General features: G+C 68.7%; 24 protein-coding genes. 16 read left to right on the forward strand and 8 right to left on the reverse strand.

The genetic code is table 11. The features are described from left to right. Positions 1-95: 95 nt before the first annotated feature. Genes lptB through BEI_RS05895 form a run of 6 tightly spaced genes read right to left on the reverse strand, consistent with a single transcriptional unit; the run spans position 96 to position 4,485 of the window. Entirely contained in the window at positions 96-821 is a 726-nt protein-coding gene (gene lptB, locus BEI_RS05870) for an LPS export ABC transporter ATP-binding protein (protein WP_097788634.1), read from the reverse strand. Then, positions 818-1,342 (reverse strand): lipopolysaccharide transport periplasmic protein LptA, encoded by a 525-nt coding sequence (gene lptA, locus BEI_RS05875; RefSeq protein WP_097788635.1) that lies wholly within the window; start codon positions 1,340-1,342, stop codon positions 818-820. Before lptA ends, lptB begins: the two co-directional genes overlap by 4 nt. Beyond that, on the reverse strand, positions 1,339-1,923 hold the full coding sequence (lptC, locus tag BEI_RS05880) for an LPS export ABC transporter periplasmic protein LptC (protein ID WP_097788636.1): 585 nt from the start codon (positions 1,921-1,923) through the stop codon (positions 1,339-1,341). Before lptC ends, lptA begins: the two co-directional genes overlap by 4 nt. A gap of 4 nt (positions 1,924-1,927) precedes the next feature. Next, positions 1,928-2,485 carry a KdsC family phosphatase gene (locus BEI_RS05885; protein WP_097788637.1) on the reverse strand — a complete coding sequence of 186 codons (558 nt, stop codon included), beginning with the start codon at positions 2,483-2,485 and terminating at the stop codon, positions 1,928-1,930. 14 nt (positions 2,486-2,499) lie between these two features. Continuing rightward, entirely contained in the window at positions 2,500-3,486 is a 987-nt protein-coding gene (locus BEI_RS05890) for a KpsF/GutQ family sugar-phosphate isomerase (protein WP_097788638.1), read from the reverse strand. 48 nt (positions 3,487-3,534) lie between these two features. After that, on the reverse strand, positions 3,535-4,485 hold the full coding sequence (locus BEI_RS05895) for a calcium/sodium antiporter (protein ID WP_097788639.1): 951 nt from the start codon (positions 4,483-4,485) through the stop codon (positions 3,535-3,537). Between the two features lie 141 nt (positions 4,486-4,626). Between BEI_RS05895 and BEI_RS05900 the strand changes: the two genes are divergently transcribed. The 9 genes from BEI_RS05900 (at position 4,627) to hisD (ending at position 11,448) form a co-directional block, all read left to right on the forward strand. Then, positions 4,627-5,439 (forward strand): ATP-binding cassette domain-containing protein, encoded by an 813-nt coding sequence (locus BEI_RS05900; RefSeq protein WP_097788640.1) that lies wholly within the window; start codon positions 4,627-4,629, stop codon positions 5,437-5,439. Beyond that, the gene (gene mlaE, locus BEI_RS05905; RefSeq protein ID WP_097788641.1) at positions 5,436-6,218 is read left to right on the forward strand and encodes a lipid asymmetry maintenance ABC transporter permease subunit MlaE; all 783 of its coding nucleotides are present in this window, start codon (positions 5,436-5,438) and stop codon (positions 6,216-6,218) included. Before BEI_RS05900 ends, mlaE begins: the two co-directional genes overlap by 4 nt. Positions 6,219-6,234: 16 nt before the next feature. Continuing rightward, complete coding sequence (gene mlaD, locus BEI_RS05910) at positions 6,235-6,699, forward strand: outer membrane lipid asymmetry maintenance protein MlaD (RefSeq protein ID WP_097788642.1); 465 nt, start codon at positions 6,235-6,237, stop codon at positions 6,697-6,699. A 5-nt stretch (positions 6,700-6,704) separates the two neighbouring features. Next, complete coding sequence (locus tag BEI_RS05915) at positions 6,705-7,361, forward strand: MlaC/ttg2D family ABC transporter substrate-binding protein (protein ID WP_097788643.1); 657 nt, start codon at positions 6,705-6,707, stop codon at positions 7,359-7,361. Continuing rightward, complete coding sequence (locus BEI_RS05920; RefSeq protein WP_097788644.1) at positions 7,358-7,705, forward strand: STAS domain-containing protein; 348 nt, start codon at positions 7,358-7,360, stop codon at positions 7,703-7,705. Before BEI_RS05915 ends, BEI_RS05920 begins: the two co-directional genes overlap by 4 nt. A 186-nt stretch (positions 7,706-7,891) precedes the next feature. Then, the gene (locus BEI_RS05925) at positions 7,892-8,146 is read left to right on the forward strand and encodes a BolA family protein (protein WP_097788645.1); all 255 of its coding nucleotides are present in this window, start codon (positions 7,892-7,894) and stop codon (positions 8,144-8,146) included. 13 nt (positions 8,147-8,159) lie between these two features. Then, complete coding sequence (gene murA / locus BEI_RS05930) at positions 8,160-9,422, forward strand: UDP-N-acetylglucosamine 1-carboxyvinyltransferase (protein ID WP_097788646.1); 1,263 nt, start codon at positions 8,160-8,162, stop codon at positions 9,420-9,422. Between the two features lie 19 nt (positions 9,423-9,441). Further along, a complete protein-coding gene (gene hisG / locus BEI_RS05935) occupies positions 9,442-10,095 on the forward strand; it encodes an ATP phosphoribosyltransferase (protein ID WP_097788647.1) in 654 nt (217 codons plus the stop codon). A 30-nt stretch (positions 10,096-10,125) separates the two neighbouring features. Continuing rightward, positions 10,126-11,448: a histidinol dehydrogenase gene (gene hisD / locus BEI_RS05940; protein ID WP_097788648.1), complete on the forward strand. Its 1,323-nt coding sequence runs from the start codon at positions 10,126-10,128 to the stop codon at positions 11,446-11,448. Positions 11,449-11,508: 60 nt separating this feature from the next. Here hisD and BEI_RS05945 read toward each other — a convergent pair whose 3' ends face one another. Continuing rightward, entirely contained in the window at positions 11,509-12,720 is a 1,212-nt protein-coding gene (locus BEI_RS05945; RefSeq protein ID WP_097788649.1) for a S1C family serine protease, read from the reverse strand. A gap of 100 nt (positions 12,721-12,820) precedes the next feature. Between BEI_RS05945 and BEI_RS05950 the strand changes: the two genes are divergently transcribed. Beyond that, entirely contained in the window at positions 12,821-13,582 is a 762-nt protein-coding gene (locus tag BEI_RS05950; RefSeq protein WP_097788650.1) for a Nif3-like dinuclear metal center hexameric protein, read from the forward strand. 40 nt (positions 13,583-13,622) lie between these two features. On the opposite strand, the gene BEI_RS05955 is transcribed toward BEI_RS05950, so the two are convergent. After that, positions 13,623-14,057 carry a Z-ring associated ZapG family protein gene (locus BEI_RS05955; RefSeq protein ID WP_193765165.1) on the reverse strand — a complete coding sequence of 145 codons (435 nt, stop codon included), beginning with the start codon at positions 14,055-14,057 and terminating at the stop codon, positions 13,623-13,625. A 203-nt stretch (positions 14,058-14,260) separates the two neighbouring features. Between BEI_RS05955 and zapE the strand changes: the two genes are divergently transcribed. The 6 genes from zapE to BEI_RS05985 all read left to right on the forward strand — a co-directional run bounded on the left by zapE (position 14,261) and on the right by BEI_RS05985 (position 19,504). Beyond that, entirely contained in the window at positions 14,261-15,424 is a 1,164-nt protein-coding gene (zapE, locus tag BEI_RS05960; protein ID WP_097788652.1) for a cell division protein ZapE, read from the forward strand. Positions 15,425-15,821: 397 nt separating this feature from the next. Further along, a complete protein-coding gene (rplM, locus tag BEI_RS05965; RefSeq protein WP_097788653.1) occupies positions 15,822-16,250 on the forward strand; it encodes a 50S ribosomal protein L13 in 429 nt (142 codons plus the stop codon). 13 nt (positions 16,251-16,263) lie between these two features. Next, on the forward strand, positions 16,264-16,653 hold the full coding sequence (rpsI, locus tag BEI_RS05970; protein WP_097788654.1) for a 30S ribosomal protein S9: 390 nt from the start codon (positions 16,264-16,266) through the stop codon (positions 16,651-16,653). Positions 16,654-16,875: 222 nt separating this feature from the next. Further along, the gene (gene petA / locus BEI_RS05975) at positions 16,876-17,475 is read left to right on the forward strand and encodes a ubiquinol-cytochrome c reductase iron-sulfur subunit (RefSeq protein ID WP_097788655.1); all 600 of its coding nucleotides are present in this window, start codon (positions 16,876-16,878) and stop codon (positions 17,473-17,475) included. Beyond that, positions 17,475-18,734 (forward strand): cytochrome b, encoded by a 1,260-nt coding sequence (locus BEI_RS05980; RefSeq protein ID WP_097788656.1) that lies wholly within the window; start codon positions 17,475-17,477, stop codon positions 18,732-18,734. Before petA ends, BEI_RS05980 begins: the two co-directional genes overlap by 1 nt. Beyond that, on the forward strand, positions 18,734-19,504 hold the full coding sequence (locus BEI_RS05985) for a cytochrome c1 (RefSeq protein ID WP_097788657.1): 771 nt from the start codon (positions 18,734-18,736) through the stop codon (positions 19,502-19,504). The genes BEI_RS05980 and BEI_RS05985 overlap by 1 nt, the downstream gene beginning before the upstream one ends. Positions 19,505-19,536: the final 32 nt, after the last annotated feature.

Here is a 19,536-nt window from a genome sequence, read left to right on the forward strand (position 1 = left end):
CGGGTGCAAGTCGTTTTCTAGCAATTAGCGTGCCAACGGCAAGGGGCGTGCCCGTCGCGTTACGGCGACAGGATATCAGTGGCTTGCGAAGTGGGTCAGAGGCGAAAGTCCTGTCCCAGGTAGACATCGCGAACCTTCTGGTTGGCCAGGATCGCCTCGGCATCGCCCTCGGCGATGATCTGGCCGTCGCCGACGATGTAGGCGCCGTCGCAGATGTCCAGGGTCTCGCGAACGTTGTGGTCGGTGATCAACACGCCGATTTCCCGCGCCTTGAGCTGGCGGATGATGCCCTTGATCTCGCCTACCGAGATGGGGTCGACGCCGGCGAAGGGCTCGTCGAGCAGAATGAAGTCCGGCTCGGTGGCCAGCGCCCGGGCGATCTCCACGCGTCGCCGCTCGCCGCCGGACAGGCTCATGCCCGGGTTGTCGCGGATATGGGTGATGTGGAAGTCCTCCAGCAGCCGCTCCAGGCGAGCCCGGCGGCCGGCACGATCCAAGTCGCGCCGGGTCTCGAGGATGGCCAGGATATTGTCGGCCACCGAGAGCTTGCGGAAGATCGAGGCCTCCTGGGGGAGGTAGCCGATGCCGGCTCGGGCGCGCTCGTGCATGGCGGCCCCGGAGAGGTCGCGGTCGTCGATGGCGACGCGGCCGGCATCGGCCCGCACCAGGCCGACGATCATGTAGAAGGAGGTGGTCTTGCCGGCCCCGTTGGGCCCGAGCAGGCCGACGATGCGCCCCTGGCGGATCTCCAGGCTGATGTCGTGGACCACCCGGCGGCGCTTGTAGCTCTTGGCCAGGTGTCGGGCGCTGAGCGTCTTCATGGGCCGTCCTGCCGTTCCGGTTCGAGGGTCATGCGAACCCGCTGGCGTTCGTCGACACCCTCGGCCTCGGCGCGGGCCTGGACCACCCGCCGGTCGAGGAAGTACTCCAGGTAGCCGCCGTCGAAGGTATCGCCGCCCTGGTGCAGCTCGGCACGGTCGATCAGCTCGATGCGGCGTTCGGCGACGTGGTAGATCACGGTGCGTCCCCAGGCCTGAACCAGCGGCTGGTCCGGGGCGGGCTTCTGCTCGAGGTAGGCACGCTCGCCGATGGCGGTGGCCCGAGTCAGCTGGCCGGCGTCGTTGCGACGGATCTCGACCCGCTCGCCGGTCAGCCGCAGGCTGCCCTGCTGGATGCGCACGTCGCCCTGGTAGACGGCGGTGCCGGCTCGGTCGTCCAGCTCGAGGCGATCGGCCTCCACCTGGACCGGGGCGCCGGCGTCGCCTTCCAGGGCCAGGGCCGGGGAGGCCAGCGTGGCGGCGAGCGACAGCGCCAGCAGCGCGGCGAGAGACGGTCGCGTCATGACTCGGGGTCCTCCTGAGTGTCCGGCGGATGGTGGCCGCGCACATTGTCGGTCAGCCTGACGCGATTGTCATCGAGCCAGGCGTCGAAGCGCTCCCCCCGCATCCATTGGGGAGGCTGGCTGAGTCGGGCCGGGACATCACTCCAGGCATGGGCCGTGTCGGCGTCGTAGTGAAGCCGTTCGGTATCCAGCCGCAAGCGTTCCTCGGGCGCCGTCAACCGGGCCTCGCCCTCGAGCACCAGGGGGGTGCCGCCCGGGCCGAGTCGGCCCCGCTCGGCCGAGGCGAGCCACAGGCGGTCCGCGTCGTCGCGCAGCCGGGCGTTCGGGGCGGTCAGGCGGGTGACGTCGTCCACGGGCGTGTGGACCAGGCGCGGCGTGGTCAGGCGCTGGTGAGGGGCGCCCTCGGCGTCGAAGCGGGTCAGCCGCACGTCTTCCAGGTAGTAGTCCGGCTCGCCGGCGGTGTCGCGGGGGATCGGCCCCGGACGATCGCCATCCCGTGTGTCGAGCATCGCCAGGCCGACCCCGAGCTCGCGCAGCAGGGCCGTGAGCCAGGTACGGAAGCCGGGCCGGAACCGTCCCACGGTGTCAGGCCTTGCCGTGGAGGTAGGTGTCCAGCACGGCGTCCCAGTGGCCCTGGACCCGAAGCAGGGTGTCGCAGATCTCGCGCACCGCGCCGAAACCGCCCTCGCGTTCGGTGACCCAGTCGGCGTACTGGCGGATGTAGTCCGGCGCGCCCGGGACGCTGATGCCGACCCCGGCCTGACGGATGGCCGCGACGTCGGGCATGTCGTCGCCGCAATAGGCCACCTGATCGAGGTCCAGGTCGAGCCGGGCACAAAGCTGGCGCAGGGTGGGCAGCTTCTTCTCGATGCCCTGGAAGAGGTGGCGGATGCCCAGTGCCGCGGCTCGGCGGCTGACCATGGGGGAGTCGCGGCCGGTGATCAGCGCGACCTCGACGCCGGCGCGTTGCAGCAGCTTGATGCCATGCCCGTCCAGGGTGTGGAAGGCCTTGATCTCGCCGCCATCGGACTGGAAGTAGAGCCGGCCGTCGGTGAGCACGCCGTCCACGTCCATGGCCAGCAGGCGGATGCGCCGCAGGCGGTCGACCAGCTCCGCGGCCATCGGGGGGGCATCGAGTGTCATGGGGGTCTCCTTGGTCAGATCACGCCGCTGGCCAGCAGGTCGTGCATGTGTAGGGCGCCGACCGGGTGGCCGTCATCGTCCACCACGGCCAGCGCCGTGATGCGGTTGTCTTCCATGAGGCGGACCGCCTCGGCGGCCAGGGTGTCGGGAGCGACCCGCTTGCCGGGCACGGTCATGACCCGGTCCACCGTCAGTCCCGAGAGGTCGCTGTGTTGGTCCAGGGTGCGGCGAAGGTCGCCATCGGTGTAGACCCCGGCCAGGCGTCCGGCATCGTCGATCACGCAGGTGAAGCCCAGCCCCTGGCGGGTGATCTCCAGCAGGGCGTCGCGCAGGGGGCTGCCCAGCGCGACTCGGGGCAGACGGTCGCCGCTGTGCATCAGGTCCGAGACCTTGAGCAGCAGCCGCTTGCCGAGGCTGCCTCCCGGATGGGAGAGGGCGAAGTCTTCGGCGGTGAAGCCGCGACACTCCAGCAGGGCCACGGCCAGGGCGTCGCCCAGCGCCAGGGCGGCGGTCGTGGACGAGGTCGGCGCCAGGTCCAGGGGGCAGGCCTCGCGTTCGACGCCGGCGTCCAGGTGGGCCTCGGCGTGGCGGGCCAGGGTCGAGCCGGGGCGGCCGGTCATGCTGATCAGCGGCGTGCCCAGCCGCTTGAGCAGTGGCAGCAGGGCCGTCACCTCGGCGGTCTCGCCGGAATTCGACAGGGCCAGCACCACGTCGCCCGGGGTGATCATGCCCAGGTCTCCGTGGCTGGCCTCGCCGGGGTGGACGAAGAAGGCGGGAGTGCCGGTGCTGGCCAGGGTGGCGGCGATCTTGCCGGCGACATGGCCGGACTTGCCCATGCCGGTCACCACGACCCGGCCGCGGCAGGCCAGGATCAACTCGCAGGCGCGCTCGAAATCGCCGTCCAGGCGTTCGATCAGCGCGGCGATGGCCTGCTGTTCCAGGGTCAGGGTGCGGGCGGCGCTGGCCAGCAGCTCGCTGGAGGGAGAGGTTGCGTCGGTCATGGCGGTGATTGTTGCCTGTCGCGGGGTTGGGCTCAAGGGGGAGTGCCCTCAGGAGGCGGGGACGGTCGACAGGCCGGCCAGCCAGCCCAGGTAGCCGGCATAGCCGAGGGCGAAGAGGGCCCCCGGCAGTCGGTTGAGTCGCCCCCGGCGCTGCCACAGCAGCAGCATGCCCAGGGCGAGGGTCAGCACCAGCATCACCGGGTAGTCCCGCGCGGCCGCCGCCGGGTCGGTGGCCCCGGGGCTCAGCAGCGCGGGCACCGCCAGCACGGCCAGCATGTTGAAGAGGTTCGAGCCGATGACATTGCCGATCGCCAGGTCATGATGGCGCTTGAGGGCGCTGGCCACGCAGGCGGCCAGCTCCGGCAGGCTGGTGCCGATGGCCACCACGGTCAGGCCGATGACCAGTTCGCTGATGCCCAGCGCCAGGGCCAGCTCGCTGGCGCCCCAGACCAGGGCCCGCGAGCTGGCGACCATGATCGCCAGGGTCAGGGCGAGCCAGCCCAGGGCGTGACCCAGGGCCATCTCGGGGATCTCGCCCTCGCCATCCAGGTCCGGCGCGTCGGCCCGGAACAGCCACCACAGGCTGAAAACCAGCATGGCCACCAGCAGGGCACCGTCCCAGCGATCCAGGTGGCCGTTGGCCAGCGCGTAGCCGGCCAGGCCGGTGGCGCCGAGCAGCAGGGGCAGCTCCTTGCGCACGATGGAAAACCGCACCGGGATCGGCACCACCAGGGCGGTGATGCCCAGCACCAGGCCGATGTTGGCGATGTTGGAGCCCAGGGCGTTGCCGATGGCGAGGTCGGGCACGCCATCCAGGGCCGCCATGATCGAGACGACGATCTCGGGGGCCGAGGTGCCGAGCGACACGATGGTCATGCCCACCAGCAGGGTGCTCATCCCCGCCTGCCGGGCGGTGGCGGCGGCGGCCCCGACGAAGCGGTCGGCGCTCCACAGCAGTCCAACGAAGCCGACGATCACGATCAGGGTGGGAACCAGCATGGTCGTTAGGGGGTCCGGTGGCCGAAAGGGCGCCCATTGAACCTGCTGCGTCCCGTCCGCGCAAGCCCGGCTGCACCGGCGGTGGCGCCCCGGGACGCGGTTAGGATACGATGTTCGATAATTTACCAGGGAAGCCAACGGATGACCGACTCCCCCCTCGTCGAAGTGGAGGGCCTGCACTTCTCCCGCGGAGAGATGGAGATCTTCCGCGGCATCGACATGCAAGTGCCCCGTGGCAAGATCACGGCCATCATGGGGCCCAGCGGTACCGGCAAGACGACCTTGCTCAAGCTGATCGGTGGCCAGCTGGCCCCCGACGCGGGCCGGGTGCGGATCGCCGGCGAAGAGGTGCACGCCCTCTCGCGCAAGGCGCTGTTCCGGCTGCGTCGCCGCATGGGCATGCTGTTCCAGAGCGGTGCCCTGTTCTCGGACCTCGATGTCTTCGAGAACGTCGCCTTTCCGCTGCGGGTGCATACCGACCTGCCCGAGGCGATGATTCGCGATCTGGTGTTGATGAAGCTGCAGGCGGTGGGGCTGCGCGGCGCCCGCGAGTTGATGCCGTCGGAGCTGTCCGGCGGCATGGCGCGGCGCGTCGCCCTGGCGCGGGCGATCGCCCTGGACCCCGACCTGATCCTCTATGACGAGCCCTTCGTCGGGCAGGATCCCATCTCCATGGGCGTGCTGGTGCAGCTGATCCGTCGTCTCAACGACGCCCTGGGACTCACCTCCGTGGTGGTGTCCCACGACATCAAGGAGACCCTGTCCATCGCCGACTATGTGTACGTGATCGCCGACGGGGTCGTGATGGCCCATGGCACTCCCGGCAGCCTGGACGTGGATCGCGACCCACGGGTCAGCCAGTTCATCCACGGCGAACCGGATGGTCCGGTGCCCTTCCATTACCCCGCCGTGGATTTTCATGCGGACCTGCTGGGCACGGGGGGGCCGCGATGATCGCGCTCATTCGACGCCTGGGGCGGTCGGGCTGCGAGGTCACCGAGGGGCTGGGACGTGCCGCCATCTTCCTGATCCAGGCCGCCGTCGGTGTGCCGTCCCGCGAGGGGCTCTGGTTGTGGGTGCGCCAGATGCACTTCGTGGGGGTGATGTCGCTGGCCATCGTGCTGGTCTCGGGGCTGTTCATCGGCATGGTGCTGGGCCTGCAGGGGTACACCATCCTGGTCGACTTCGGGGCCGAGGATGCCCTCGGCCAGATGGTGGCTCTCTCGCTGCTGCGCGAGCTGGCACCGGTGGTGGCGGCGTTGCTGTTCGCCGGCCGGGCGGGGTCGGCGCTGACCGCCGAGATCGGCCTGATGAAGGCCACCGAACAGCTCACCAGCATGGAGATGATCGGCGTCGATCCCCTTCGGCGGGTGGTGGCCCCGCGGCTCTGGGCGGGTTTCGTGGCCCTGCCGCTGTTGACCATCGGCTTCGGGGTGATCGGGATCTGGGGTGGGCAGCTGGTCGGCGTCCAGTGGCTCGGCGTCTTCGAGGGCTCCTACTGGGGCAACATGCAGGCCAGCGTCGAGTTCGCCGACGATGTGCTCAATGGCCTGATCAAGAGCCTGGTATTCGCCCTGGTGGTCACCTGGATCGCGGTCTACCAGGGGTATGCCCTGGTGCCCACCTCGGAGGGGATCTCCCGGGCCACCACCCGCACCGTGGTGTACGCGTCGCTGGCGGTGCTGGGGCTGGACTTCGTGCTCACCGCCCTGATGTTCGGTGAGCTTTCGTGATGCTTGGAGACATGGAATGAAGCGCAGCAAGACGATGGAGCTGGGCGTCGGCCTGTTCATGCTGGCCGGGATCCTGGGGTTGCTGTTTCTCGCCCTGCGGGTCAGTGGCCTGAGCCTGACGCCCCCCGGCGACAGTTTCCGGCTGGAAGCCAACTTCGCCAACGTGGGCGGCCTCAAGCCCCGGGCCCGGGTCACCATGGCCGGGGTCACCGTGGGGAGAGTCGAGAGCATCGCGCTGGACACCGAGTGGTATGATGCCCGGGTGGTCATGGAACTCGACGGCGAGCTGGCAGGGGCGTTACCCGAAGACAGCACCGCGGCCATCCTGACCTCCGGGCTGCTCGGCGAGCAGTACATCGGGCTCTCGGTGGGCGGGGCTCCCGAGACGCTGGAGAACGGCGACCGCATCCGCGATACCCAGTCCGCCCTGGTGCTGGAGGAGCTCATCCAGCAGTTCGTGTCCAACATGGTCAAGGAGTGAGAACGATGACCGCGAATCCCCCCTTGCCCCGCCTGCTCGGGGTGCTGACGACCCTGGCCCTGATGCTGGCGGCGTTGCCGGCCCTGGCCCAGGGGCCGTCACCCGAACAGCTGATCCGGAACAGCGTCGATGAACTGATGGCGCGCATCGAAGGACGCGAGGCCTATTTCTCCGAGCACCCCCGGGAGCTCGAGGCCATCGTCGACGAGAGCCTCGCCGACGTGGCCGATTTCCGCTACATCGGCGCCAGCGTCATGGGGCGTTACTTCCGCAACGCGACGCCCGCGCAGCGCTCACGCTTCGTCGATACCTTCCGCCAGACCCTGATCGACACCTATGCCAAGGGGCTGGTGACCTTCGACTACCGCGAGGTGCGGGTGCTCGACAGCCAGGAGGCGGCGCGCTACGAGGACCAGGCCAGCGTGGCCATGGAGATCGTTGCCAACGACGGCACCGTCTACCCGGTGAGTTACACCCTGCGGCTCGATGACGGCCAGTGGCGGGTGGTGAACGTCATCGTCAACGGCATCAACCTGGGACTGACCTTCCGTAACCAGTTCGATCAGGCCATGCGTGACCAGAACCGGGACTACGACGCCGTGATCGACGGCTGGGCGCCCGAGCTCGAGGTCGAGGAGCTGGAGCAGGGCGGCGAGGCATGAGCGTGCTGCTCGAGAACGGTGCCAATCGTCTCGAGGCCGTCGATGGCGCCCTGGTGGTGTCCGGCGAGGTGGATTTCGACGGCGCCGCGGCCATGGCCGCGGCCGGGCGGAGCTGGCTGGCGAGCCGGTCTTCCGGCGAGCGCGTGACCTTCGATCTCAGCGGGGTCGGTCGAGTCAGCAGTGCGGCGATCAGCGTATTGCTCGAATGGACTCGCCAGACCCGGGCCCAGGGGGTCGAGCTGGAGCAGGTGCGCCTCTCGACCCCCTTGGCCCGGCTGACCCGGGTCGCCGGCCTGGATACGCTGTTGCCCGTGGAGGCGCCTGCCGAGTCCGCCGAGGCGTGAGGGGTAGGAGCGAGGCTCGAGGGGCGAGGGGTTCCGCGCACGTCGCCAACGCGCACGTCGCCAACGCGCACGTCGCCAACGCGCACGTCGCCAAGTGCGGCGCATTTCTTTACCATGGCGGGTCCAGTCATGCGCCATCGCCAGCGATGGGGCGTTCACCGATCAACCGATTCAAGCGAGGGTTCGATGCATCCCAGTGAAGTCAAGGCGCTGCTCGAGAGCCGACTCGACGGCTGCGAATTCCATATCCAGGGCGAGGGCTGCGACTTCCAGGTGGTCGCCGTGGGGGACGTCTTCGAGGGGCTCTCCCGGGTCAAGCGCCAGCAGCTGATCTATGGCGCCCTGTCCGAGGAGATCGCCTCCGGGGCCCTGCACGCCGTGACCATCCGGACCTATACCCCCGAGCAGTGGCAGACCGCGCCAGAGAACAAGGGGGCCTGAGGCTCGAGCATCCATGGACAAGCTGATCATTACCGGCAACGGCCCCGTCGACGGCGAGGTCTGGGCCAGTGGCGCCAAGAACGCCGCCCTGCCGATCCTCTGCGCCACCCTGCTGGCCGACGAGCCGGTGACCATCCGGAACCTGCCTCACCTGCAGGACATCACCACCACCCTCGAGCTGCTCGGCCACATGGGGGTGCAGGCGGTGATGGGCGAGCACATGAGCATCCAGCTCGACGGCTCCCAGGTGCGGGACTGTCACGCCCCCTACGAGCTGGTCAAGAAGATGCGCGCCTCCATCCTGGTGCTCGGCCCGCTGCTGGCGCACCACGGCCATGCCGATGTCTCGCTGCCCGGTGGCTGCGCCATCGGCTCCCGGCCGGTCGATCTGCACATTCGCGGACTCGAGGCGATGGGGGCGGAGATCCGCGTCGAAGGCGGCTACATCCGCGCCCGGGTGGACGGCCGCCTGAAGGGCGCGACCATCTTCTTCGACACGGTCACCGTCACCGGCACCGAGAACCTGCTGATGGCCGCCGCCCTGGCGGAGGGCACCACGGTGCTGGAGAATGCCGCCCGTGAGCCCGAGGTCGTCGACCTGGCGGAGTGCCTGATCAAGATGGGCGCCCGGATCCGCGGCCATGGCACCGACACCATCGTGGTCGAGGGCGTCGAGCGCCTCCATGGTGCCGAGCATGACGTCATGCCCGATCGCATCGAGACCGGCACCTTCCTGGTCGCCTCGGCCCTGTCCCGGGGGCGGGTCAAGGTGCGCAACACCCGGGCCGATATCCTCGAGGCGGTCCTCGCCAAGCTGGAGGAGGCCGGCGCCACCATCACCACCGGCGAGGGCTTTATCGCGCTCGACATGCACGGCAAGCGGCCGAAGGCGGTCAACGTGCGCACCGCGCCCTATCCCGCCTTCCCCACCGACATGCAGGCCCAGTTCGTGGCCCTGAACGCCGTGGCCGAAGGCACCGCCCGGGTGGTCGAGACGATCTTCGAGAATCGCTTCATGCACGTCCAGGAACTCAATCGGATGGGCGCTCGCATCGCCCTGGAGGGCAACACCGCCGTGGTCACCGGGGTCGAGACGCTCTCCGGTGCCCCGGTGATGGCCACCGACCTGCGCGCCTCGGCGTCGTTGGTGATCGCGGCGATGATGGCCGAGGGCGAGACCCTGGTCGACCGCATCTACCACATCGACCGCGGCTACGAGTGCATCGAGGAAAAGCTGCAGCTGCTGGGGGCCAGGATACGGCGCATCCCGGGCTGAGCCGACAACAGGCGAGACCATGAGCAAGCAACTGATTCTGGCCCTGTCCAAGGGCCGCATTCTCGACGAGACCCTGCCGCTGCTGGCCGAGGCCGGCATCACGCCCGCCGAGGATCTGGGGGCCAGCCGCAAGCTCCTGTTCGAGACCAACCTGCCGGACGTCAAGCTGGTGGTGATCCGGGCCACCGACGTGCCGACCTACGTGCAGCTCGGTGCCGCCGATGTCGGCGTGGCCGGCAAGGACGTGCTGCTCGAGCACGGCGCCGAGGGCCTCTACGAGCCCCTGGACCTGGAGATCGCCGCGTGCAAGCTGATGACCGCGGGCATCCGGGGCGCCGAGCCGGCCCGGGCCCGGCGCCGGGTGGCCACCAAGTTCGTCAACGTGGCCAAGCGCTACTATGCCGAGCAGGGCATCCAGGCCGAGGTGATCAAGCTCTACGGCGCCATGGAGCTGGCCCCGCTGATGAACCTGGCCGACGAGATCGTCGACATCGTCGATACCGGCAATACCCTGCGAGCCAACGGCATGGAGCCCCGGGAGTTGATCGCGCCGGTCACCACGCGACTGGTGGTCAACAAGGCCGCCATGACCATGAAGCACGAGCGCCTGAAGCCGCTCATCGCCCGCCTGCGCGAGGCGGTAGAGCGGCGCCGGGTGCAGGCTCCGGCCTGAGTCCCAACCCTGCGAGAGGATGACACTGCCATGAGTGAGGCTTCCCCCGGCGCCCTCGACATCGCCCGCCTGTCCACCGCGGACGCCGATTTCGCCGACCGTCTCGAGGCCCTGCTGGCCTGGGAAGGCGTCTCCGACGACGAGGTCCAGCATCGCGTCGCCGAGATCCTCGAGGCGGTCAGGACCCGGGGCGACGCCGCCCTGGTCGAGTACAGCAACCGCTTCGACCGCCTCTCGGTATCGAGCATGGCCGAGCTGACCCTGGGGCCGGAGCGCCTGCGCCAGGCCTTCGAGGGCCTGCCCGAGGCCCAGCGCCAGGCGCTGGCCACCGCCGCGGATCGCGTCCGGCGCTATCACGAGCACCAGAAGCCCGAGTCCTGGTCCTACACCGAGGCCGACGGCACCCGCCTCGGCCAGCAGGTCACCCCCCTGGATCGCGCCGGCATCTACGTGCCCGGCGGCAAGGCCGCCTACCCCTCCTCGGTGCTGATGAACGCCTTGCCTGCCCACGTGGCGGGCGTCGGCGAGATCGTCATGGTGGTGCCGACGCCGGACGGGGTGCTCAACGAGCTGGTGCTGGCCGCCGCCCACCTGGCCGGCGTCGATCACGTCTTCACCGTCGGCGGGGCCCAGGCGGTGGCGGCCCTGGCCTATGGTACCGAGACCGTGCCCCGGGTGGACAAGATCGTCGGTCCCGGCAACATCTACGTGGCCACCGCCAAGCGGGCGGTGTTCGGCCAGGTGGGGATCGACATGATCGCCGGCCCCTCCGAGATCCTGGTGATCTCCGACGGTGGCACGGACCCGGACTGGCTGGCCATGGACCTCTTCTCCCAGGCCGAGCACGACGAGGACGCCCAGTCGATCCTGGTGAGCTGGGACGACGCTCACCTGGAGGCGGTGGCGGCCTCCATGGCCCGCCTGCTGCCGACCATGGAGCGGGAGGCGATCATTCGCACCTCGCTCGCCGAGCGCGGAGCCCTGATCCATTGCCGGGATCGTGCCGAGGCGGTGGCACTGCTCAACCGCATCGCGCCCGAGCACCTGGAGCTCTCCGTGGCCGATCCCGAGGCCTGGCTTCCCGAGGTGCGCCATGCCGGCGCCATCTTCATGGGTCGCTTTACCGCCGAGGCGCTGGGCGACTACTGTGCCGGCCCCAATCACGTGCTGCCGACCTCCGGGACCGCGCGCTTCTCCTCGCCGCTGGGCGTCTACGATTTCCAGAAGCGCTCCTCGCTGATCGAGTGCTCGGCGGAGGGCGCCTCCGGGCTGGGGCCCACGGCCTCGGTGCTGGCCCGGGGGGAGTCGTTGACCGCCCATGCCCGCAGCGCGGAGTACCGCATCCGCGACTGAGCCCGACGGGCTCGGAAACGCCGACGGCCCCGCTCCTGGCGGGGCCGTCGTCGTTGGGGGTCAGGGGGTGGTGATCGGCGCCGGGCGTGACGGGGTGGGGCGCTCCCCGACCTCGATGCTCACCTCCAGCGTCTCGCCGCCGCGCACCACGGTCACCGGCAGGCGAGACCCCGGCGGGACCGCGGCGATGTCGCTCATGGTCTGGCGGGGGTCGAGGATCGGCTGGCCGTCCACCTCGAGCAGTACGTCCCCCGGCTGCAGGCCCGCCTGATCGGCCGGGCCCTCGGGGATCACCCCCGAGACGATCACGCCGGCGGGGGCCTCGAGGCCGAAGGAGGCGGCGAGGTCGGGATTGAGTTCCTGGGCCTCGACCCCCAGCCAACCGCGCACCACGCGGCCCCGGGTCACGAGTTCCTCGAGAATGTTGCGGGCCAGGTTGGCCGGGATGGCGAAGCCGATGCCCTGGGAGCCGCCGGAGCGGGAGAAGATGGCGGTGTTGATGCCGACCAGGGCGCCCTCGGGGTTGACCAGGGCGCCGCCGGAATTGCCCGGGTTGATGGCCGCATCGGTCTGGATGAAGTCCTCGTAGGCATTGAGGCCCAGATGACTGCGCCCGGTGGCGCTGATGATCCCCATGGTCACGGTCTGGCCGACGCCGAAGGGGTTGCCGATGGCCAGCGTCACGTCGCCGATCGCCACCCGGCTGGAGTCGGCCAGCTCGATCACCGGCAGCGAGTCCATCTCGATGCGCAGTACCGCCAGGTCGCTCTCCGGGTCGGTACCGATCACCTCGGCCAGGGTTTCCCGGCCGTCGCGCAGGGCGACCTGGATCTGGTCGGCGCCGCGGATGACATGGTGGTTGGTCAGCACGTAGCCGTCCTCGCTGACGATGACGCCCGAGCCCAGGCTCGACAGCATGCGGCGTCGGCTGGGCAGGTCGCCGCCGAAGAACTGGCGGAAGAAGGGGTCCGACATCAGCGGATGGGATTCGCGCTCGACCACCCGGGACGAGTAGATGTTGACCACCGCCGGGGCGGCCCTGGCCACCGCCTGGGCGTAGCTGACGGGGCCCTGGTCGCGATTCAGCGGCGCGGCCTGGCGCAGCTCCGGCGAGGGCCGGGTGACCTGCGCCGGGGCCTCTCGGGTCGGCTGGACGGGGGCGTCGGGCGGCGCCGCCCGGCGCCCCATGAGCTGGGGGAAGGCGTTGAGCAGCGCGATGGCCAGCAGCAGGCCGATCAGGATGGGCCAGAGGTAGGGGAGGGCGCGTCGCATGCGGCGGGCTTCCTTCTCGGTGATGCGTGGTCGCGGGCGGGGCCGGCCGGCTAGAATGGCCGGATTGTAACATTGCCTTGTGATTTCGTCCGGAGGAGACATGACCACATCCCAGGAACTGGTGGCGGCCTGTGATCGGCTGCTGGCTCCCGAGCGTTTCAAGGACTACACCGCCAACGGCCTGCAGGTCGAAGGGCGACCGCACGTCCGGCGGGTGATGAGCGGCGTGACGGCCTGCCAGGCGCTGGTCGACGAGGCGGTGGCCTGGAAGGCCGACCTGCTGCTGGTGCACCACGGGTACTTCTGGAAGAACGAGCCCGTCGAGATCACCGGCATGAAGCGACGCCGCCTGGCGGCCCTGCTGGCCCACGATATCGGCCTGCTGGCCTACCACCTGCCGCTGGATGCCCATCCCCGCCTGGGCAACAACGCCACCCTGGGCGAGCGGCTGGGGTTCCGCGCGGAGGGCTGTGCGGATGGCGAGCTCGGCGAGGGCCTGGTCTGGCTGGGGGCGCCGCCTGCCCCGATGAGTGCCCGTGGCCTCGCGGCCCACGTCGGCGAGCGCCTGGCGCGCGAGCCCCTGCTGATCGAGGCGCCGGGCGTCGGCGAGATCCGTCGCGTGGCCTGGTGCACGGGGGGCGCCCAGGACATGATCGTCCAGGCCGCGGCGGCCGGTGCCGATGCCTTCATCTCCGGGGAGATCTCCGAGCGCACCACCCACCTGGCCAGGGAGCTGGGTATCCACTACCTGGCGGCGGGGCATCACGCCACGGAGCGCTACGGGGTCCAGGCACTAGGCGGCTGGCTGGTCGAGGCGTTCGGCGTCGAGCATCGCTTCGTGGACATCGACAATCCGGCCTGAGTCGGGGGAGGGCGGCGCCCGAGCGGGGCGCCGGCCGGGATCAGTAGCGCGGCGGTTGCGGGGCGGTCTCGCCGGACTTGAGGCCGAAGTCCTCGGAGAGGGTGCCGCGGTTGCCGTCGGCATAATCCCGCGGAGCGGCGACCTCATCCTCTTCCTTCCCGGCCTCGGACGTCGGGGTGAGCTCGGGCCGCCGGGACCGGCCCTTGCCCAGATCGGCAGAGGCGTCGGCCAGCTCCCGCTGCAGGGCCTGGCCGTCGCGGGCCAGGCTATCGGCGAGGCCGTCGAGCCGCTCGATCCTGTCGCCGATGCCGTCGCGCAGCTCGGTCAGCTGGCGGTCGCGCTCGGCGAGGCGCTGGCGGAGTTTCTGCGCATTGCGAGCACCGGCGTTGAGCAGGTGGTAGCCCAGGGCGCCGATGCCCACGCCGGCCAGCAGGCAGGCGGCGGCCAGCACCCAGTTGATGTTGCTTTCTTCCACGTCTATCTCCCTGAGCTGTCGGTCGGCCCGGAGTCCGGTGCCGCGTGCCGGGCGGGGCCGGCGGCCCATTATAGGGCCGAGGCCGATGGCGCGGTCAACGGCGCCCCGGCGATGCGAAGCGGCGCCCCGGTGCGTATAATGCCTCCCTTCGATGGATGCCGAGGACAGGTCGCCCGCCCATGTCGACGAGCGAGAGCCCCAGGATGCCGAGTGCCGCCCCCCGCCAGCCGACCACGCCGATGGCCCGCTATCGTGCCGATCTCGAGCGGGATGACTTCCAGTTCGACCCGGCCCAGGAGCGGGCGGTCGAGCATCTCCAGCGCCTCTTCGACGAATTGGTGGCCATGCCGGCGCCCGCCGGGCGGCCTTCGGGCGGCGGCAAGGGACTCAAGTCCCGGGTGGCGGGCCTGTTCGGCAAGCGCCCGGCCGACGACACCCCGGCCATGCCGCCGGTGTCCGGCCTCTATTTCTGGGGCGGGGTGGGGCGCGGCAAGACCTACCTGGTGGATACCTTCTTCGAGGCGCTGCCCTTCCCGGAGAAGATCCGCACCCACTTCCACCGCTTCATGCAGCGGGTCCACAACGAGCTGGAGCATTACAAGGGGGAGCGCAACCCCCTGACCCTGGTGGCGGACAAGTTCGCCGCCGAGGCCCGGGTGATCTGCTTCGACGAGTTCTTCGTCAAGGACATCACCGACGCCATGATCCTCGCCAACCTGCTCGAGGCGCTGTTCGCCCGCGGCGTGGTGCTGGTGGCCACCTCCAACATCGTGCCGGCCGAGCTCTACAAGGACGGCCTGCAGCGAGCACGCTTCCTCCCGGCCATCGACCTGATCGAGCGCCATTGCGAAGTGGTCAACGTGGACTCCGGCATCGACTATCGGTTGCGTGCCCTCGAGCGGGCAGAGATCTTCCACGCGCCGCTGGATGCGGCGGCGGAGGCCGAGCTGGCCCGGAGCTTTCGCGAGATCGCCGGCCACGAGGGCGAGGCCGATGCCCCCATCGAGATCAATCGCCGAGTGCTCCACAGTCGCCGGCTGCATGACGACGTGGTGTGGTTCGAGTTCCGGGAGCTCTGCGACGGGCCGCGCAGCCAGAACGACTACATCGAGCTCGCTCGGGAGTACCATAGCGTGCTGGTCTCCAACGTGCCCTGCATGGACGGCGCCACGGACGACCAGGCGCGGCGCTTCATCAACATGGTCGACGAATTCTACGATCGCGGCGTCAAGCTGCTGATGTCCGCCGAAGCGCCGGCGGAAGCGCTCTATCGCGACGGCAAGCTGGAGTTCGAGTTCCAGCGCACCCTGTCACGGCTGCAGGAGATGCAGTCCCACGAGTACCTGGCGCTGCCGCACAAGCCCTGATCCGGCCGGCGGAGCCGGCCGGATCAGCAGCTTGAAGCTTGAAGAGCGGCGCTTCGCGCCAGGAAGCTGGAAGTCCCCGGCTTCGCCGGGAGCTGGAAGATCGTCCGCTTCGCGGCCGTAAGCTGGAAGCTTGAAGAAAACCACTTTGACTCAGGGGCTGGAGGGCACATGCTGACTTCCAGCTTCCAGCTTCCAGCTTCCAGCTTCCAGCTTCCAGCTTCCAGCTTCCAGCTTCCAGCTTCCAGCTTGCGCGCGGCGTTGCCTTGCCCGGGACGGGTCGTGTAGAATGCGCGCTCGCTCGACCGTTGCCGTCTCCCGACGGCAACCAAGAAGAATAGGGATGGTCCGAACCGCGCCGACGGGGAAGGGCCCAATACATCGATTTGGTGATTCACCCATGAAGACGTTCACTGCCAAGCCGCAGTCCGTCCAGCGCGACTGGTACGTCGTCGACGCTGCGGACAAGACCCTCGGCCGCCTGGCCACCGAGATCGCGCGTCGCCTGCGCGGCAAGCACAAGCCGGAATACACCCCGCACGTCGACACCGGCGACTACATCGTCGTGATCAACGCCGAGAAGGTGAAGGTCACCGGCAACAAGGCCAGCGCCAAGAACTACTATCGCCACACCGGCTACCCGGGTGGCCTGCGCTCCATGAACTTCGAGAAGATGATCGCTCACGCCCCCGAGCGTGTCATCGAATCCGCGGTCAAGGGCATGCTCCCGAAGGGCCCGCTGGGTCGTGCCATGTACTCCAAGCTCAAGGTCTACGCCGGCACCGAACACCCGCACGCCGCCCAGCAGCCGCAAGAACTGAACATCTGAGGGAGTCTTCGCCATGTCACAGCAGTATTACGGTACCGGTCGCCGCAAGACCTCTACCGCCCGCGTCTTCCTGAAGCCGGGCACCGGCAAGATCACCGTCAACAGCCGTGATCTGAACGACTATTTCGGCCGTGTCACCGGCCGGATGGTGGTGCGTCAGCCCCTCGAGCTGACCGACACCCTGGGTCAGTTCGACGTCTACGTCACCGTCAAGGGTGGCGGCGGCAGCGCCCAGGCCGGCGCCATCCGTCACGGCATCACCCGTGCCCTGATGGAGTACAACGAGGACTTCCGCCGACCCCTGCGCGAAGCCGGCTACGTCACCCGCGATGCCCGCGAGGTCGAGCGTAAGAAGGTCGGCCTGCGCAAGGCCCGTCGTCGTCCGCAGTTCTCCAAGCGTTAACGCGCGGCGGTCGCTACGACTTCAGACGCCCGGGTCCCAGGACCTGGGCGTTTTTTGTTCCGGGTCAAGGATTTGAAGCCAAGTTGACGCCCAGGGGCAGGGGCTTGTCCTTGTGCGGAACGATCCGTTTTTTTACCATATAGCGCATTTGTAAATCCGTGGTCGCGGGCCGTCCGGACGCTCGTGATGGACAGCGGGTAAGTTGATGGGAGAAACCTGAAGATGGCAGACAACGGCGTGAACAAAGGGCGGCGCCGTTTCCTCGTAGGCGCCACCACCGTCGTAGGAGCGGCGGGCGCTGTCGGGGTTGCGGTTCCCTTTGTGGCTTCCTGGCAGCCCAGTGCCAGGGCAAGGGCGGCGGGTGCACCCGTCAAGGCCGACGTGTCCAAGCTCGAGCCTGGGCAGCGCATGACCGTCGAGTGGCGAGGCCGGCCGATCTGGATCCTCAACCGCACGCCCGAGATGATCGAGCGTACCGAGGCGCTGGGTGAGGATCGCCTGACCGACCCCGATTCCACCACCCCGCAGCAGCCCGGCTACATCGATGGCCCCCTGCGTTCCATCAAGCCGGAGATCGGCGTGCTCATCGGGATCTGCACCCATCTGGGGTGCTCACCGCTGTTCAAGCCCGAGCCCAATGCCGAGGGCGTCGGGGTCGAGGACTGGCCGGGCGGCTTCTTCTGCCCCTGCCATGGGTCGCGGTTCGACCTGGCCGGCCGGGTGTTCCGCAACGTCCCCGCCCCGATCAACCTCGAGGTGCCCCCGTACCGCTTCGAGAGCGACGACGTCATCGTCGTCGGCGAAGATAAGGAGACTGCCTGATGGGTAATCCGAACAAGGCCAAGGCGGAGAGCGGGATCATGCGCTGGGTCGATGACCGCTTCCCCGCGACCCAGATGTGGCAGGATCACCTGTCCAAGTACTATGCGCCGAAGAACTTCAACTTCTGGTACTTCTTCGGCTCCCTGGCCCTGCTGGTGCTGGTCAACCAGATCCTCACCGGCGTCTGGCTGACCATGAGCTTCAACCCCTCGGCCGAGGGCGCCTTCGCCTCGGTCGAGTACATCATGCGTGACGTGGAGTGGGGGTGGCTGATCCGCTACATGCACACCACCGGCGCCTCGGCGTTCTTCGTGGTGGTCTACCTGCACATGTTCCGCGGCCTGCTCTACGGCTCCTACAAGGCGCCACGGGAACTGGTGTGGATCTTCGGGATGACGATCTACCTGGCGCTGATGGCCGAGGCCTTCATGGGCTACCTGCTGCCCTGGGGCCAGATGTCCTACTGGGGTGCCCAGGTCATCATCTCGCTGTTCTCCGCCATTCCCGGCATCGGGCCGGACCTGGCCCAGTGGGTGCGGGGCGACTTCCTGATCTCCGGCATCACCCTGAACCGCTTCTTCGCCCTGCACGTGGTGGCGCTGCCCATCGTGATCCTGGCGCTGGTGGTCCTGCACATCATCGCCCTGCACGAGGTCGGCTCCAACAACCCCGACGGCATCGACATCAAGAAGAAGAAGGACGAGACCGGCAAGCCGCTGGACGGCATTCCCTTCCATCCCTATTACACGGTGAAGGACCTGGTCGGCGTCGCCGTCTTCCTGTTCGTGTTCAGCGTGGTGGTCTTCTACTTCCCCGAGGGTGGCGGCTACTTCATCGAGAAGCCCAACTTCGAGCCGGCCAACCCGCTGAAGACCCCGGACCATATCGCGCCGGTGTGGTACTTCACGCCCTTCTACGCCATCCTGCGGGCCATCACCTTCTCGCTGTTCGGCCTCGACGCCAAGTTCCTCGGCGTGGTCTGCATGGGCGCGGCCATCGCGGTGCTCTTCGTGCTGCCCTGGCTCGACCGCAGTCCGGTCCGCTCCATGCGCTACAAGGGCTGGATCTCCAAGGTGATGCTGGCGCTGTTCGCCGTGAGCTTCGTCATCCTGGGCGTGCTCGGGGTTCTGCCGGCCACCGAGGGGCGCACCATCCTGGCCCAGGTCTGCACCGCCGTCTATTTCGCCTTCTTCCTGCTGATGCCGTTCTACACCCGGCTGGAGAAGACCAAACCCGTTCCGGAAAGGGTGACTGGCTAATGAAAAAGCAACTGTTCGCACTGCTGTTCGCGCTGGTGCCGATGGCTGGGTTCGCCGCCGGCGGCGGTGGCGCCCATCTGCAGGAGATGAACCCGGACCTTCATGACAAGGCGTCGCTGCAGAACGGCATGAAGCTGTTCGTGAACTACTGCATGGGCTGCCATTCCCTCGAGCACCAGCGCTTCGCGCGGGCGGCCGAGGATCTGGACATGCCCCAGGACCTGGTGGAGGACAACCTGATCTTCGCCTCCGAGCTGGGCTTCAATGACCAGATGCACAATGCCATGGCCAGCGACGATGGCGAGAACTGGTTCGGCGCCGCGCCGCCGGACCTGACCCTGGAGGCGCGCCTGCGGGGCACGGACTGGATCTACTCCTACCTGCTGAGCTTCTACAAGGATCCCACGCGGCCCACCGGCGTGAACAACAAGGTCTTCCCGCTGGTGGCCATGCCCAACGTGCTGGAGCCGCTTCAGGGGCTGCAGGAGAAGGTCTGTGCCGCCTCCGATCATCCCATCGAAGGCGCCGAGCTGGACCCGCTCACCGGCAAGTACCAGTCCTGCGAGACCCTGCAGGTCACCCAGCCGGGGGAGATGGAGCCGGAGGAGTTCGAGGAGGCGGTCTACGACCTGACCAACTTCCTGGCCTACGTCGGCGAGCCGTCCAAGCTGCACGCCCAGGCGCTGGGGCCCAAGGTGCTGATCTTCATCTTCATCTTCGGGGTCATCGCCTACCTGCTCAAGCGCGAGTACTGGCGCGATATCCACTGATCCGTCCCTGACGGAGGCAAGAGGGGGCGCAT

This window comes from Halomonas beimenensis (assembly GCF_002549795.1).
Taxonomy (GTDB): Bacteria; Pseudomonadota; Gammaproteobacteria; order Pseudomonadales; family Halomonadaceae; genus Halomonas; species Halomonas beimenensis.

Excerpts from the sequence above, each read along its gene's own strand:
- lptB (WP_097788634.1), bottom strand. The coding sequence starts at position 821 with ATGAAGACGCTCAGCGCCCGACACCTGGCCAAGAGCTACAAGCGCCGC.
- lptA (WP_097788635.1), bottom strand. The coding sequence starts at position 1,342 with ATGACGCGACCGTCTCTCGCCGCGCTGCTGGCGCTGTCGCTCGCCGCC.
- BEI_RS05885 (WP_097788637.1), bottom strand. The coding sequence starts at position 2,485 with ATGACACTCGATGCCCCCCCGATGGCCGCGGAGCTGGTCGACCGCCTG.
- BEI_RS05890 (WP_097788638.1), bottom strand. The coding sequence starts at position 3,486 with ATGACCGACGCAACCTCTCCCTCCAGCGAGCTGCTGGCCAGCGCCGCC.
- BEI_RS05895 (WP_097788639.1), bottom strand. The coding sequence starts at position 4,485 with ATGCTGGTTCCCACCCTGATCGTGATCGTCGGCTTCGTTGGACTGCTG.
- BEI_RS05900 (WP_097788640.1), top strand. The coding sequence starts at position 4,627 with ATGACCGACTCCCCCCTCGTCGAAGTGGAGGGCCTGCACTTCTCCCGC.
- mlaE (WP_097788641.1), top strand. The coding sequence starts at position 5,436 with ATGATCGCGCTCATTCGACGCCTGGGGCGGTCGGGCTGCGAGGTCACC.
- mlaD (WP_097788642.1), top strand. The coding sequence starts at position 6,235 with ATGAAGCGCAGCAAGACGATGGAGCTGGGCGTCGGCCTGTTCATGCTG.
- BEI_RS05915 (WP_097788643.1), top strand. The coding sequence starts at position 6,705 with ATGACCGCGAATCCCCCCTTGCCCCGCCTGCTCGGGGTGCTGACGACC.
- BEI_RS05920 (WP_097788644.1), top strand. The coding sequence starts at position 7,358 with ATGAGCGTGCTGCTCGAGAACGGTGCCAATCGTCTCGAGGCCGTCGAT.
- BEI_RS05925 (WP_097788645.1), top strand. The coding sequence starts at position 7,892 with ATGCATCCCAGTGAAGTCAAGGCGCTGCTCGAGAGCCGACTCGACGGC.
- murA (WP_097788646.1), top strand. The coding sequence starts at position 8,160 with ATGGACAAGCTGATCATTACCGGCAACGGCCCCGTCGACGGCGAGGTC.
- hisG (WP_097788647.1), top strand. The coding sequence starts at position 9,442 with ATGAGCAAGCAACTGATTCTGGCCCTGTCCAAGGGCCGCATTCTCGAC.
- hisD (WP_097788648.1), top strand. The coding sequence starts at position 10,126 with ATGAGTGAGGCTTCCCCCGGCGCCCTCGACATCGCCCGCCTGTCCACC.
- BEI_RS05945 (WP_097788649.1), bottom strand. The coding sequence starts at position 12,720 with ATGCGACGCGCCCTCCCCTACCTCTGGCCCATCCTGATCGGCCTGCTG.
- BEI_RS05950 (WP_097788650.1), top strand. The coding sequence starts at position 12,821 with ATGACCACATCCCAGGAACTGGTGGCGGCCTGTGATCGGCTGCTGGCT.
- zapE (WP_097788652.1), top strand. The coding sequence starts at position 14,261 with ATGCCGAGTGCCGCCCCCCGCCAGCCGACCACGCCGATGGCCCGCTAT.
- rplM (WP_097788653.1), top strand. The coding sequence starts at position 15,822 with ATGAAGACGTTCACTGCCAAGCCGCAGTCCGTCCAGCGCGACTGGTAC.
- rpsI (WP_097788654.1), top strand. The coding sequence starts at position 16,264 with ATGTCACAGCAGTATTACGGTACCGGTCGCCGCAAGACCTCTACCGCC.
- petA (WP_097788655.1), top strand. The coding sequence starts at position 16,876 with ATGGCAGACAACGGCGTGAACAAAGGGCGGCGCCGTTTCCTCGTAGGC.
- BEI_RS05980 (WP_097788656.1), top strand. The coding sequence starts at position 17,475 with ATGGGTAATCCGAACAAGGCCAAGGCGGAGAGCGGGATCATGCGCTGG.
- BEI_RS05985 (WP_097788657.1), top strand. The coding sequence starts at position 18,734 with ATGAAAAAGCAACTGTTCGCACTGCTGTTCGCGCTGGTGCCGATGGCT.